The 13172-nt window shown below is 66.2% G+C and carries 11 protein-coding genes and 1 riboswitch; of the genes, 7 read left to right on the top strand and 4 right to left on the bottom strand.

Translation table 11 applies throughout. The features are described from left to right. Positions 1-3: 3 nt before the first annotated feature. Positions 4-693: a TetR/AcrR family transcriptional regulator gene (locus TSH20_RS28725; protein WP_109156206.1), complete on the bottom strand. Its 690-nt coding sequence runs from the start codon at positions 691-693 to the stop codon at positions 4-6. 696 nt (positions 694-1389) lie between these two features. On the opposite strand from TSH20_RS28725, the gene TSH20_RS28720 reads away from it, so the two are divergent. The 4 genes from TSH20_RS28720 to TSH20_RS28705 all read left to right on the top strand — a co-directional run bounded on the left by TSH20_RS28720 (position 1390) and on the right by TSH20_RS28705 (position 6002). Next, the gene (locus TSH20_RS28720; RefSeq protein ID WP_146205369.1) at positions 1390-2391 is read left to right on the top strand and encodes a hypothetical protein; all 1002 of its coding nucleotides are present in this window, start codon (positions 1390-1392) and stop codon (positions 2389-2391) included. A 195-nt stretch (positions 2392-2586) separates the two neighbouring features. Then, positions 2587-3774, top strand: coding sequence for a urate hydroxylase PuuD (locus tag TSH20_RS28715; RefSeq protein ID WP_109156204.1), 1188 nt, complete (start codon positions 2587-2589; stop codon positions 3772-3774). Positions 3775-3841: 67 nt separating this feature from the next. Then, a complete protein-coding gene (gene guaD / locus TSH20_RS28710; protein WP_109156203.1) occupies positions 3842-5188 on the top strand; it encodes a guanine deaminase in 1347 nt (448 codons plus the stop codon). A gap of 26 nt (positions 5189-5214) precedes the next feature. After that, positions 5215-5340: riboswitch (yybP-ykoY riboswitch) on the top strand. An 83-nt stretch (positions 5341-5423) separates the two neighbouring features. Then, complete coding sequence (locus TSH20_RS28705; protein ID WP_109156202.1) at positions 5424-6002, top strand: manganese efflux pump MntP family protein; 579 nt, start codon at positions 5424-5426, stop codon at positions 6000-6002. A 72-nt stretch (positions 6003-6074) separates the two neighbouring features. Here TSH20_RS28705 and ahpF read toward each other — a convergent pair whose 3' ends face one another. Then, positions 6075-7670 carry an alkyl hydroperoxide reductase subunit F gene (gene ahpF / locus TSH20_RS28700; RefSeq protein ID WP_109156201.1) on the bottom strand — a complete coding sequence of 532 codons (1596 nt, stop codon included), beginning with the start codon at positions 7668-7670 and terminating at the stop codon, positions 6075-6077. Between the two features lie 398 nt (positions 7671-8068). Then, positions 8069-8632: an alkyl hydroperoxide reductase subunit C gene (gene ahpC / locus TSH20_RS28695; RefSeq protein WP_085092243.1), complete on the bottom strand. Its 564-nt coding sequence runs from the start codon at positions 8630-8632 to the stop codon at positions 8069-8071. 237 nt (positions 8633-8869) lie between these two features. Here ahpC and TSH20_RS28690 point away from each other — a divergent pair, with 237 nt between their 5' ends. Next, entirely contained in the window at positions 8870-9781 is a 912-nt protein-coding gene (locus TSH20_RS28690) for a hydrogen peroxide-inducible genes activator (RefSeq protein WP_109156200.1), read from the top strand. Positions 9782-9881: 100 nt separating this feature from the next. Then, positions 9882-10790 (top strand): prephenate/arogenate dehydrogenase family protein, encoded by a 909-nt coding sequence (locus TSH20_RS28685; protein ID WP_109156199.1) that lies wholly within the window; start codon positions 9882-9884, stop codon positions 10788-10790. 23 nt (positions 10791-10813) lie between these two features. On the opposite strand, the gene pobA is transcribed toward TSH20_RS28685, so the two are convergent. Continuing rightward, positions 10814-12028, bottom strand: coding sequence for a 4-hydroxybenzoate 3-monooxygenase (gene pobA / locus TSH20_RS28680; RefSeq protein ID WP_109156198.1), 1215 nt, complete (start codon positions 12026-12028; stop codon positions 10814-10816). Between the two features lie 160 nt (positions 12029-12188). Here pobA and TSH20_RS28675 point away from each other — a divergent pair, with 160 nt between their 5' ends. After that, positions 12189-13142, top strand: coding sequence for a helix-turn-helix domain-containing protein (locus TSH20_RS28675; protein WP_109156197.1), 954 nt, complete (start codon positions 12189-12191; stop codon positions 13140-13142). Positions 13143-13172: the final 30 nt, after the last annotated feature.

Below are 13172 nucleotides of genomic sequence, written 5' to 3'. Positions count from 1 at the left end.
CGGCTACTCCGGTCTCTCGGGTGTGGAATTGTCATTGTCGGAGCCGCACTCGCGGGCGGCGATGATGTCGTCGCGCAGGCCGAGGCCGCGCAGGATGAACCAGACCGTCTGGCGGGCAAGCTCGGGACGGCCGCAGGGATAGGGCACCACCGTCCCGCCGGACAGGCAGACGGTCGCCATCATTCCGCACAGATGTTCGGCGAGCCAGAGCCCGTTCTCCGCGTCGATCGGCCCCGGCGCAAGGTCGCCGCAGGCGACGGCGGCGGCGATGGAGGCGGCGAAACAGGGCATGAAGCGGCTGCGGATGCCCTCATAGACCTGCCGCATGAACTCGCCGTCTTCCAGCAGGCTGATGATCGACAGACGGTGGCGCGCCCGTTCGTTGGGATCGGACGGCACCTCGATCACGAAGTAGTTCACCAGCCCCTGGATCATCTGCACCAGCGTGCCGGTGCCCGGCGGCAAGGCGACCAGCCGCTCATACTCCGGGTCGCCGTCGATGCAGCTGAGGAAGATCGCCTCGTACAGCGAGGCCTTGGACGGGAAATGCTTGAAGATCAGCGCCTCCGACACGCCGGCGGCCTGCGCGATCTCCCGTGTGGTGGTCGCGGCGAAACCCTTGCGCGCGAACAGCGGCAAGGCGGCGTCGAGGATCGCCCGCTTGCGGGCGCCGCTGTCGAGGCGAGGGGCCATTGGGGCGTTAAATCAGTAGCTTGTGATAAGTGAGTGCTTACTCACCTTGGCTGGCGGAGGTATAGCTTGGGTGCGACATTCTGTCCACAGCGGAATGCTGGCTCGTGAAGTCGCGAAATAGGTGAAATCGGTAGATGATTGTGATAAATTAAATATCTCTAATATATGGAATCATAATACTCTGCTGGACAAATCGCTTTTTGTGAACCAAGTCGCGCTATTTGTATAGACATTGGAAGTGTATTAAAGAATTTCAGAAATCCAGGATAAAGTTAGGAAGAATATTTTGGTGTCGCGAAGAGAAATTCAAAATTTTAATGATGTAGGATTATTATACTAGTTTTAATTGTTTCAATACTTTTTACAGGACGAAGTATCTGATCAAGGCTCCTTGGCTGGTGCTGCTGCTATCTTTTTTTCGGAGCAGTTGCTCAATCATCGCGCACGGAATGGGGGCTTGGCCATAGCCGCAATCTCCGTTGAAGGGCCGCATATCCCGGTATCACGATCAAAGAGTTCCACAAGCAGCGATTAATTTTCGCTGCCGAAAAGGAAGACTTATCTTTGCAATGGGAGGATTTAAAAATGACTGCCCGTACAACGAACTACACTTTTGACTACAAAGCGACATCCGACTCGACGCCAGAATCTATCCGGGCAACATTCGAATATTGCCAGGATTTCACCGGAGACGGTTTGGACGACGTGAAGGTCTCGTTTAGTGTCTTGAACGATCCGAACGCGGACCTTATCGGCGTGGCGTTCAGCGTCAACAACGATGCAGTGTCCGGGCTCTCCGTCAGCCAAATCACCGCCAATGGCACCGCCGGGCCTTACGCCGCGCTGATCGACGCCAACCGGATCTCCGACAATCCCGGCATGACCGATCCCGGCTTTAACACCACCGGCGGCACCTCGGAGGAGCCGTACGACATCGGCATCAAGTTCGGCAACCAGGGCGCATCTGACGGTGTCGTGCAGAGCGCCAGCTTCGTGATCAGCGGCACGACCGCCCTCGACGCCGAAGCGTTGTTCGACAGCAGCGACTGGTGGCTGCGGCTCCAGTCCACCGGACCGGACAGCGGGGGCAGTGCCAAGATTCAGGACGATCCGAACAACCCGATCGACCTGCTGCCATGTACCAATGAGCCGCCGCCGCCCGAGCACGCCTTGGCGCAGTCGCCTGGCTTCTGGAAGAACCACCTCGACCTCTTCCAGCAGGAAACCCACCTCGATCCGAACACGCGCTACGAAACCGTGTTCGGCGTGGACGTGAAGGGGTCGACCAAGGTGCCTTACTATTCCTCCAACCCGACCCTGTCGGAAGCCCTCTCGGCGCAGGGCGGCGGGGAGGCGGCGCTGCTGCGGTCCTCCACGGCGGCGCTCGCCAATTCCATGAGCGACGACCTCAACTATTACATGAATGCCGATCAACTCCATGAAGCCGCTACACTGGTCGGCACGAACTTCGACACGGTGTGGAATACGCTGGATAAGATCGACGTCAACGACGACCTGCACATTTCGACAGACGAGGTGATCGGCGCCGTGCGCGACGTCTATCTCAGCACCCCTGTGTCGTATGGTGGCAGCCAGACGTTCAACCAGTTCGCCTGGACCGATGTCGGCCTCGTGTCGTCGGCGTTCGACACCATGAACAACATGACCCACCTGGACGCCGCCCTGTTCGCGGCCTGATGGGCAACTGACGACCATGTGGACCGAATGGAGTGACGCCTCCTCGGTCCACACGGCCGCATGCCCGGCGTCACGTTCCCGCATCCCGATCTTTCGTCATTTTTTGAAGCTGTTGGGACGGACGAATGGTTTTCCGCACCCGCACACTCGCCTTACAGTCAAGTCATCGACCTGATCGGAAGGAGCGTGCGCGCGATGGAGCCCATCCTGTGGGAATGGATCAACGCCCTGGCGCGGTGGCTGCACGTCATCACCGCCATCGCCTGGATCGGATCGTCCTTCTACTTCATCCATCTCGACGCCTCGCTGCGCCGCCGAGCGGGGGCGCCGGCCGGGACGGCGGGGGATGCGTGGCAAATCCACGGCGGCGGCTTCTACCACATGACCAAATACATGGTCGCCCCGCCGCAGCTGCCGGAGGATCTCACCTGGTTCAAGTGGGAATCCTACGCGACGTGGCTCAGCGGCTTCTTCCTGATGTGCGTGCTGTATTATCGCGGCGCCGACCTGTTCCTGATCGACCAGGACGTGATGGCGCTCAGCCATTGGCAGGCGGTGGCGATCAGCGTCGGCGCGCTGGTGGCGGGCTGGGTCGCCTATGACCTGATGTGCAAGTCGCCGCTGGGCCGCAATGACGGGGCGCTCGCGATTGCCGGCTTCGTGATGCTGGTGGCGACGGCCTGGGCGATGACCGAGGTCTTTAGCGGGCGCGGCGCCATGCTGCAGGTCGGCGCGCTGATGGCGACGATGATGGCCTGCAACGTCTTCATGCTGATCATCCCCAACCAGCGCAAGACGGTGGCCGCCATGCTGCGCGGCGAGACGCCGGACCCGTCGCTGGGCAAACAAGCCAAGCAGCGGTCTCTGCACAACAACTACCTGACGCTGCCGGTCGTCTTCCTGATGCTGTCCAACCATTACCCGCTGGTCAGCTCCACCCGCTACAACTGGGTGATGGTGGCGCTGGTGCTGGTGGTCGGCACGGCGATCCGCCACTTCTTCAACAGCCGCCATGCCGGCAAGCCGACGCCCTGGTGGACCTGGGGGGTGGCGGCCGCCGGCATGCTGGCCTGCGCGTGGCTCAGCACCATGGGGCCGGCGAATGTCGATACGGCGGCTGCGGCGCCGGTCAAGGTCGGCTTCAATCAGGTCGAGGAGATCGTCTCCACCCGCTGCAGCATGTGCCATGCCGCCCAGCCGGTGTGGGAGGGCATCGCCGCCCCGCCGCGCGGCGTCGTGCTGGATGGCGACGGCATCCGCCGCCATGCCGAGCAGATCCGCCTGCAGGCCGGCTTCAGCAGCGCCATGCCCCCCGCCAACATCACCGGAATCACCCCGCAGGAACGCGCGGTGTTGGCGGCGTGGTCGGGGGACATTAAGTAATCCGCACTCTCCAACCCTCTCCCGGGGCGGGAGAGGGCATGTGTTGTCCCTACTGAACCGGAACCCTATGTCCGACCAGACCATCGCCGCCCCCATCTCTTCCGCCATTCGTGGGCGCCTGCTCAGCTTCCATCGCGCGCCCGCCGGGCCGGGGGACTTCGACTGCCTGACCTATCACGAGGACGGGCTGCTGCTGGTCGGGACCGACGGGCGGATTCTGGAGGTCGGGGACTGGGCGAACCTGCGCGGCCGGGTTCCGGAGGGGGTGGTGGTCGACGACCACAGCGGCAAGCTGGTGCTGCCGGGCTTCATCGACACCCACATCCATTTCCCCCAGACCCAGGTGATCGCCTCCTACGGCGCCCAGCTGCTCGACTGGCTGGAGAAATACACCTTCATCGAGGAACAGCGCTTCGCCGATCCGGCCCACGCCGCCGCCAATGCCGCCTTCTTCATGGATGAGCTGCTGCGCAACGGCACGACGACGGCGGTGGTCTACGGCTCGGTCCATCCGCAGTCGGTCGACGCCCTGTTCGCGGAGGCCGAGGCGCGCGGCGCCGGGATGATCGCCGGCAAGGTGATGATGGACCGCCACGCGCCCGCCGCCCTGACCGATACGGCCGACAGCAGCTATCGCGACGGCAAGGATCTGATCGGCCGCTGGCACGGGCGGGGGCGGCAGCGCTATGCGGTGACCCCGCGCTTCGCCATCACCTCGACCGAGGCGCAGCTGGAGGCGGCCGGCGCGCTGCTGCGCGAGCATCCCGGCGTCCATATGCAGACCCATCTGTCGGAGAACACCGACGAGATCGCCGAGGTGCGTCGCCTGTTCCCCGGCGCCCGCGACTACACCGACGTCTATGACCGCTTCGGGCTGCTGGGGCCGACCTCGCTGTTCGGCCACTGCATCCATTTGTCGGAGGCGGAGATGGGCCGGCTGTCGGAAAGCGGGTCGGTCGCCGTCTTCTGCCCGACCAGCAACCTGTTCATCGGCAGCGGCCTGTTCGACCTCGACGCCTTGTCGAAGCCGGAGCGGCCGGTGCGCACCGCCATCGCCACCGATGTCGGCGGCGGCACCAGCTATTCGATGCTGCGCACGGCGGCGGAGGCCTACAAGGTGCTGCAGCTGCGGCGCCAGAACCTGCCGGCGCTCGCAGCATTGCATTGGATGACCCGCGGCAATGCCGAGGCTCTGGGCATGGCCGACGAGGTCGGCAGCCTGGAGCCCGGCCGCTGGGCCGACCTCGTCGTGCTCGACCCCGCCGCCACCCCGGCTATGCGACATCGCATGAACGCGGTGAATGGCGATCTGGAGGAGGAGTTGTTCATCCAGGTGACGCTGGGCGACGACCGTTCGGTGGCCGCCACCTACCTGCGCGGCCGCATCTCGCACCTGCGGCAATCGGGCGCTTGACCCAATCCCCCAGTCCTTGTAGGAGTTCCCCCGTCATTGGGGAGTAGCCACCCGCCGGCGTTTGGATTCGGTGGGGTTCGCGTCAACAGACTTGGACGGTTCCGGCCTCCGGCCGCTACCGCCATGGCGCGCACGGCGGCCAGAGGGCCGACCCGGCGAGACCAGTGGATCGGGCATCTCCGCGGCCAGCCGGAGTCCGTCCGATTCCACTGTGTTGTCTGGCCCGGGAATAGCCATGATCGCCACGTCCCTCGCGCTTGCCTTCAGCCTTTCAATGGATAGCTTCGCCGCCGCTCTCGGCCGCGGGGCCTGCTCGCGCCGGTCCGGCCTGCCTGAGGCGGTGCGCGTGGGCGCGGCCTTCGGCGTCTGCCAGTTCGCCATGCCGCTGGTCGGCTGGGGCATCGGCATCGCCTTCGCCAGCCTCGTGGAAACGGTCGATCACTGGATCGCCTTCGGCCTGTTGCTGGCGGTCGGCGGCGCGATGCTGCGCAACGCCATCATGGACGGCGATGACGAGAGCGAGGAGGATTGCGGCCCGGTGCGCAGCGTGCGCGCCGAATGGCTGGCCCTGCTGACCACCGCCGTCGCCACCAGCATCGACGCCGCCGCCGTCGGCGCGGGTCTGGCGCTGGTCGACGTGGACATGGTGACGACCTCGGCGCTGATCGGCGCGGTGACCTTCGCGGTGGCCTTTGGCGGCGTGCTGATCGGCAAGGCCGCTGGCAATCATTTGGGCCGCTGGGCGGAAATGGCCGGCGGCGTGGTGCTGATCGGCCTGGGCGCCAAGATCCTGCTGGAGCATACGCTGGGGTGACACAGTCACCCATCCCGACCCCTACGGGAGAATCCCCCTCTCCCCCCTGGGGAGAGGGGACTTCTACCGTCTTTACTCCGCCGCGACGGTCTCGCGCGCGGGTTCCTCGGCAGGCACCGTGCGGATCAGGTGGTCGAAGGCGGCCAGCGCGGCCTTGGCGCCTTCGCCCATGGCGATGACGATCTGCTTGAACGGCACCGTCGTCGCGTCGCCAGCGGCGAAGACGCCGGGCAGCGAGGTCTGGCCGCGGTTGTCCACCTCGATCTCGCCGCGCGGGGTCAGCGCCAGCGTGCCCTTCAGCCATTCGGTGTTCGGCACCAGACCGATCTGCACGAAGATGCCTTCCAGATCGACCCGCTTCAGCTCACCGCTGTTGCGGTCCTTGTAGGACAGGCCGACCACCTTGTTGCCGTCGCCATGCACCTCGGTGGTCTGGGCCGAGAGGAGAACGGTGACGTTGGCCAAGCTGTTCAGCTTGCGCTGGAGCACCGCATCGGCGCGCAGCTGGCTGTCGAACTCGATCAGCGTGACGTGCGAGACGATGCCGGCGAGGTCGATCGCCGCCTCGACGCCGGAGTTGCCGCCGCCGATCACCGCCACGCGCTTGCCCTTGAACAGCGGGCCGTCGCAGTGCGGGCAGTAGGCGACACCCTTGTTGCGGTATTCCGCCTCGCCCGGGACATTCATCGAGCGCCAGCGGGCGCCGGTCGACAGCACCACCGTGCGCGACTTCAGCGAGGCGCCGCTGGCCAGCTTCACCTCGATCAGGCCGCCTTCCCGAACGGCCGGCACCAGGGCGGTGGCGGTCTGCAGGTTCATCACGTCGACCTCATAGTCCTTGACGTGCTGTTCCAGCGCCGCGGCCAGCTTCGGCCCCTCGGTGTGGGAGACGGAGATGAAGTTCTCGATCGCCATGGTGTCGAGCACCTGACCGCCGAACCGCTCGGCTGCGACGCCGGTGCGGATGCCCTTGCGGGCGGCGTAGATGGCGGCCGCGGCACCGGCGGGCCCGCCACCGATCACCAGCACCTCGAACGGGGCCTTGGCCTTGATCTTCTCGGCGGCGCGGGCGACGGCGCCGGTGTCGAGCTTGGCGACGATCTGCGCCACGTCCATGCGGCCCTGGGCGAAGGGCTCGCCGTTCAGGAAGACGGTGGGGACGGCCATCACCTGACGCTGCTCGACCTCCTGCTGGAACAGCGCGCCGTCGATGGCGACATGCTTGATCCGCGGGTTCAGCGCGCTCATCAGGTTCAGGGCCTGGACCACGTCCGGGCAGTTCTGGCATGACAGCGAGAAATAGGTCTCGAAGCGGAAATCGCCGTCGAGGTTGCGGATCTGCTCCAGCAGCTCCTCCGACTCCTTCGACGGGTGGCCGCCGACCTGCAGCAGGGCCAGGACCAGGGAGTTGAACTCGTGACCCATCGGCAGGCCGGCGAAGGTGACGCCGATGTCGGTGCCGTCGCGCTTGATGGCGAAGGAGGGCCGGCGGGCGTCGGCGCCGTTGCGGTCCAGCGTGATCTTGTCGGACAGCGAGGCGATGTCTTCCAGCAGGCCGAGCATCTCCTGGGACTTCGCGCCGCCGTCCAGCGACGCCACCAGCGTGATCGGGTTGGTGATGCGCTCCAGATAGGCCTTCAACTGCGTCTTCAGATTGGCGTCCAGCATGGCTTTCGTTCCCAACGTCTCGTGTCCGGGGCGGATCGCCTGCGCGGAATCGCGGCGGTCCGGGCGGAGAAATGGTGGCCCGAGTCAAAAGAGCCGGTCGGGCGGGCGGTCTGGTTTTGAAACAGTGAAGAGTTTGAAACGTCATCGTCCTCCCCGCGCAGGCGGGGATCCAGGCTTTGCAAGGACTGCGACAAAGAGCGCGCCTGGGTGCCCGCCTTCGCGGGGATGGGGAAACCGATGACGGACCTTGATGGCGGGGAGGCTTTGAAAGCCGGCCCGCAAGATCTCGCCCTGTGACCTGTCGGCCCCAAGGGTACTGCAACATATGTCCGCCGGAGCGGGGTGGGAGCCGGCCGAAGCCGGCCCCCGATCCTTGGGATTCCCCTTGCAGGAGACCCTTAGATCTTGCCGACGAGGTCGAGCGACGGGGCGAGGGTCTTCTCGCCTTCCTGCCACTTGGCCGGGCAGACCTCGCCCGGGTGGGCGGCGACGTACTGGACGGCCTTGATCTTGCGCAGCAGTTCCTTGGCGTCGCGGCCGACGCCGCCGGCGGTGATCTCGACGATCTGGATCTTGCCGTCCGGGTCGACGACGAAGGTGCCGCGGTCGGCCAGACCGACTTCCTCGATCAGGACCTCGAAGTTGCGGCTGATGGCCAGCGTCGGATCGCCGATCATGGTGTAGTTGATCTTGCCGATGGCCGGCGAGGTGTCGTGCCAAGCCTTGTGGCAGAAGTGGGTGTCGGTCGAGACGCTGTAGATCTCGACGCCCAGCTTCTGGAATTCGGCGTAGTTGTCGGCCAGATCCTCCAGCTCCGTCGGGCAGACGAAGGTGAAATCGGCCGGATAGAAGAACACGACCGACCACTTGCCCTTCAGGTCGGCGTCGGTCACGTCGATGAACTTGCCGTTCTTGAACGCGGTCGCCTTGAAGGGCTTAATCTCGCTGTTGATCAAAGACATTTGTGTTCTCCGATGAGGTGCGATGAATGGTTGTCGCCTCGATCTCCGGCCGGGGGCCGTGACATGCCCGACTTAGTGCGGCGCACCGGGTCGAACAAGAGGGCCTGCCTTGTGGCCAGGGGAGGGGGCGATGTTCCCGTGTCCCGTTGACCCGTGGAGGAATACGGGAAATCTGTTATCAAGAGAAGTAGAAAATACCAATTGGATTGATCGATAAAACCGATTACATAACCCGGCATGAAACCGCTCCCCACCCTGCGCCAGCTCCGCTATCTCGTCGCCGTCGTCGACCGCTGCCATTTCGGGCAGGCGGCGGAGGCCTGCCTCGTCAGCCAGTCGACGCTGAGCGCCGGCTTGCAGGAGCTTGAGGATCTGCTGGGCGCCACGCTGGTGGAGCGCACGCGCCGCTCCGTGCTGCCGACCCCGCTCGGCCGCGAGATTGCCGAACGGGCCCGGCAATTGCTGAAGGGGGCGGAGGAACTGGTGGACATCACCCGCTCGGCCGCCGATCCGATGTCGGGCGCGCTCCATCTCGGGGTGATCCCGACCATCGGCCCTTTCCTGATCCCCCGCGTGATGCCGGCCCTGCGCGAGACCTTCCCGCGCCTGCGCCTCTATCTGCGCGAGGATCAGACGGCGCGGCTGCTGGATCAGTTGAATGCCGGCAAGCTGGATGCGGCGCTGCTGGCCTTGCCCTATCCGATGGGCGACCTGGAGACGGAGGACATCGCGGAGGACCGCTTCTCCTTCGTCTGCCCCACCGGCCACCGGCTGAGCGCCGGCGATCCGGCCGAGCCGGTGACGGTCCCGTCGGAGGATCTGCTGCTGCTGGAGGACGGGCACTGCCTGCGCGACCATGCCATGGCCGCCTGCGCGCTGGACGCCACGCCGCACAACACCGCGTTCGAGGGCACCAGCCTGCACACGCTGGTGCAGATGGTGGCGAACGGGCTGGGTGTGACGCTGCTGCCGCAGATGGCGGTCGATTCGGGCATCCTGCGCGGGTTGGATCTGGCGGTGCGCCCGCTGGCCGGCGGCCGGCCGGGGCGGCGGATCGCGCTGGCCTGGCGCCGCACCTCCGGCCGGAAGGAGACCTTCCAGCGGCTGGCCGAAGCGCTCCGGGCGGAGATGACACGGAAGGAGGGGTGACGGACTGTGCGATAAAGTATCGCTTGGTCCGGCGGGCGCGAGGTGGTTTAAACGGGACGGTTTTTCGCCCGTTCACTCCGCTTTCGGGACACCCCGCGTCATGTCCATCACCGACACCGTTCCCGCTCCTGGCCCCCTGTTCGACCGCGTCGCCATCATCGGCATCGGTCTGATCGGCTCCTCCCTGGCACGGGCGCTGGCGGAGTATGGGATCGCGCGGCAGGTCGTCTGCGCCGACCGCAGCGCCGAGGCCTGCGCCAAGGCGCTGGAGTTGGGCATCGTGGCGGAGGCCTCCACCGATCCGGCAACCGCACTGGCCGGTGCCGATCTGGTGATTCTGTCGACACCGGTGGGCAGCTACGCCGCGGTCGCCGAGGCCATCGGGCCGCTTTTGCAGCGCGGCACCATCGTCACCGATGTCGGCTCGGTCAAGCAGGCGGCCCTGCGCGACATCGGGCCGCACCTGCCCGACGGCGTCCACCTGATCCCCGGCCACCCGGTGGCGGGCACCGAGCATTCGGGTCCGGAGGCCGGCTTCGCCACCCTGTTCCAGGGCCGCTGGTGCATCCTGACCCCGCCGACCGGGGCAGACCGCCATGCGCTGGAGCGGGTGACGGAGCTGTGGCGCCGCGTCGGCTCCACCGTCGAGATCATGGAGGCCAGCCACCATGACCGCGTGCTGGCCATCACCTCGCACCTGCCGCACCTGATCGCCTACACCATCGTCGGCACCGCGTCGGACCTGGAGGAGGACACCAAGTCCGAGGTCATCAAGTTTTCCGCCGGCGGCTTCCGCGACTTCACCCGCATCGCCGCCAGCGATCCGGTGATGTGGCGCGACGTGTTCCTGAACAACCGCGAGGCGGTGCTGGAAATCTTGCAGCGCTTCACCGAGGACCTGACGGCGCTGCAGCGCGCCATCCGCTGGGGCGAGGGGCAGCAGTTGCAGGACCACTTCACCAAGACCCGCGCCGTGCGCCGGGGGATCATCGACGCCAAGCAGGCGTAAGGGGCGGGCGTGCCGGCGGGTTTTCATTCCATCGGCAACCCCACATAATTCTCCGCCAGCGCCGTCATGGCGGCGCGGGAGTGGACCAGATAGTCCAGCTCGGCCAGATGCACGCGCTGCTCGAAGGGCGATTCCGCCTCGTTCCGGTGCAGCATGGTGGTCATGGACCAGGAGAAGCGCTCCGCCTTCCAGATCCGCCGTAGGCAGGTGGCGCTGTAGCCGTCCAGCCCCGCGGTCGTGCCGGATTTGTAGTAGGCGGTCAGGGCGCGCGACAGCACCAGCACATCGGCGACCGCCAGGTTCAGGCCCTTGGCGCCGGTCGGCGGCACGATGTGGGCGGCGTCGCCGGCGATGAACAGCCGGCCATGCTGCATCGGGTCGCAGACGAAGCTGCGCATGGCGATGATGCCCTTCTGGAAGACCGGCCCCTCCGTCAGCGTCCAGCCATTCCCGTCCTCAAGCCGGCGGTGCAGTTCGGACCAGATGCGGTCGTCGGACCAGTTGGCGATGTCGTCCTTGGGATCGACCTGGATGTAGAGCCGCTGCACCTCCGGCGAGCGGGTGCTGAGCAGGGCGAAGCCGCGTTCGTGGTTGGCGTAGATCAGTTCGGGATGCGACGGCGGCGCCTCGGTCAGGATGCCAAGCCAGCCGAAGGGATAGACCATCTGGTATTCGGTGCGCGCCGCGGCCGGGATCGCCTGCCGGCTCGGTCCGTGGAAGCCGTCGCAACCGGCGACGAAGTCGCAGCGCAGCTCCTCCAGCGGGCCGTCCGCGTCGCGGCGGAACCGCACGCGCGGCGTCTTGCCCTCCAGATCGAGGAACCGCACGTCGGACACGCCGAACAGGATGGTGCCGCCATCCTCCAGCCGGGCGGAGACGAGGTCGCGGATCACCTCGTGCTGGGCATAGACGGTGACGCGCTTGCCGCCGGTCAGCTCCGCCATGTCGATGTGGTGGCTGCGGCGGTCGAAGCGCAGGGTGATGCCGGAATGGAAATGGGCCTCGCGCATCATGCGGTCGCCCAGCCCCATGTCGTTCATCAGGTCGACCACCCATTGCTCCAGCACGCCGGCGCGGATGGTGCCCTCGATCTCCTCGCGGCTGCGGTGTTCCAGGATCACCGACTCGATGCCCTGGCGGTGCAGCAGATGGGACAGGAACAGACCGGCCGGACCGGCGCCGATGATGGCGACCTGGGTGCGGCCGAACTGGGTATCGGCTGATTTGGTGGGGTGCATGTCTCTCGCCCTCCTTGGGACCTGGGGCAGGTGCGCTTTTGCGGATTGTTTCCTGCACCAATTATTTGTGCTCATGCTATTCCCGGAGGCGGAGGGCCGGACATAGACGAACCGGCGAAAGACTTGTACTTTTCATCGCAAGCCTGCCGGAGCCCGTGCGATGTCCGCCCACAGCGCCGAACCCATTCCCCGCTATTGGCTGTATGGCGAACCGCCGGCGATGCCGGAGCTGCGCTTCGTCCATATCGAGACGATCCCGGAGCGGATGCGCTTGTACAATTGGGAGGTCCGCCCCCACCGCCACGACGGGCTGAGCCATGCGCTGCTGGTCACGGAGGGCGGCGGGCGGCTGACCGCCGACGGGGTGGAGGTGGCCTTCCGCGCCCCGGCGCTGATCACCGTGCCGGCGCAGGTGGTGCATGGCTTCCGCTTCGATCCCGGCACCGACGGCCATGTGTTGACCATGTCGGAGGGGTTCCTGGCCGGGGTGTTGGCCGCCGCGCCGGAGGCGGAACTGCGCGAGGCACCGGCCCTGCCGCAGGCTTGGGACCTGAATGCCGGGTCGGACGAGGCGACTTCGCTCGACCGCTGTTTCGGCGAAATCAGGCGGGAGTTCCGCGCCCACCACATCGGCCGGGCCAGCGCGATTTCGGCGCAGGTGATGCTTCTGCTGGTCGCCACCGCGCGGCTGGCGGCCGACCGGCGGCGTGACGAGGCGGGGCGCGACGGACAGGGGCTGTCGCCCGATTTGCGGCTGCTCGCCCGGCTGCGGCCGATGATCGACGAGCGGTTCAGCCGGCATTGGCCGGTGGAGCGCTATGCCGCCGCGCTCGGGGTCACGCCCGGCCGGCTGAACGCCGCCTGCCGCCGGGTCACCGGCCTGTCGACCCTGCAGCTGGTCCATGCCCGGCTGATGCTGGAGGCCCGCCGTTCGCTGATCTACACCAGCCACGGCATGGCGGAGATCGGCTATGCCCTGGGCTTCGAGGACCCGGCCTATTTCTCGCGCTTCTTCACCAAGCGCGAAGGGCGGTCGCCGCAGGCTTTCCGCCGTGCGCTGTCAGTGCCGGCTGGATACTCCCCGGAAAGGGCGGCTGAAAATTCCCCAGGCTAACGCAACGGCAGGGCTCCGGGGCGTACGCCC

The sequence above is a fragment of the Azospirillum sp. TSH20 genome, from assembly GCF_003115935.1.
In the GTDB taxonomy this organism is placed as follows: Bacteria; Pseudomonadota; Alphaproteobacteria; order Azospirillales; family Azospirillaceae; genus Azospirillum.
The sequence above is the reverse complement of the archived record's forward strand: the minus strand, read 5'-3'. Positions and strand labels throughout refer to the sequence as shown.

Bases quoted from the DNA above. Each gene is read 5' to 3' on its own strand.
- TSH20_RS28725 (WP_109156206.1), bottom strand. From the start codon at position 693: ATGGCCCCTCGCCTCGACAGCGGCGCCCGCAAGCGGGCGATCCTCGAC.
- TSH20_RS28715 (WP_109156204.1), top strand. From the start codon at position 2,587: ATGGAGCCCATCCTGTGGGAATGGATCAACGCCCTGGCGCGGTGGCTG.
- guaD (WP_109156203.1), top strand. From the start codon at position 3,842: ATGTCCGACCAGACCATCGCCGCCCCCATCTCTTCCGCCATTCGTGGG.
- TSH20_RS28705 (WP_109156202.1), top strand. From the start codon at position 5,424: ATGATCGCCACGTCCCTCGCGCTTGCCTTCAGCCTTTCAATGGATAGC.
- ahpF (WP_109156201.1), bottom strand. From the start codon at position 7,670: ATGCTGGACGCCAATCTGAAGACGCAGTTGAAGGCCTATCTGGAGCGC.
- ahpC (WP_085092243.1), bottom strand. From the start codon at position 8,632: ATGTCTTTGATCAACAGCGAGATTAAGCCCTTCAAGGCGACCGCGTTC.
- TSH20_RS28690 (WP_109156200.1), top strand. From the start codon at position 8,870: ATGAAACCGCTCCCCACCCTGCGCCAGCTCCGCTATCTCGTCGCCGTC.
- TSH20_RS28685 (WP_109156199.1), top strand. From the start codon at position 9,882: ATGTCCATCACCGACACCGTTCCCGCTCCTGGCCCCCTGTTCGACCGC.
- pobA (WP_109156198.1), bottom strand. From the start codon at position 12,028: ATGCACCCCACCAAATCAGCCGATACCCAGTTCGGCCGCACCCAGGTC.
- TSH20_RS28675 (WP_109156197.1), top strand. From the start codon at position 12,189: ATGTCCGCCCACAGCGCCGAACCCATTCCCCGCTATTGGCTGTATGGC.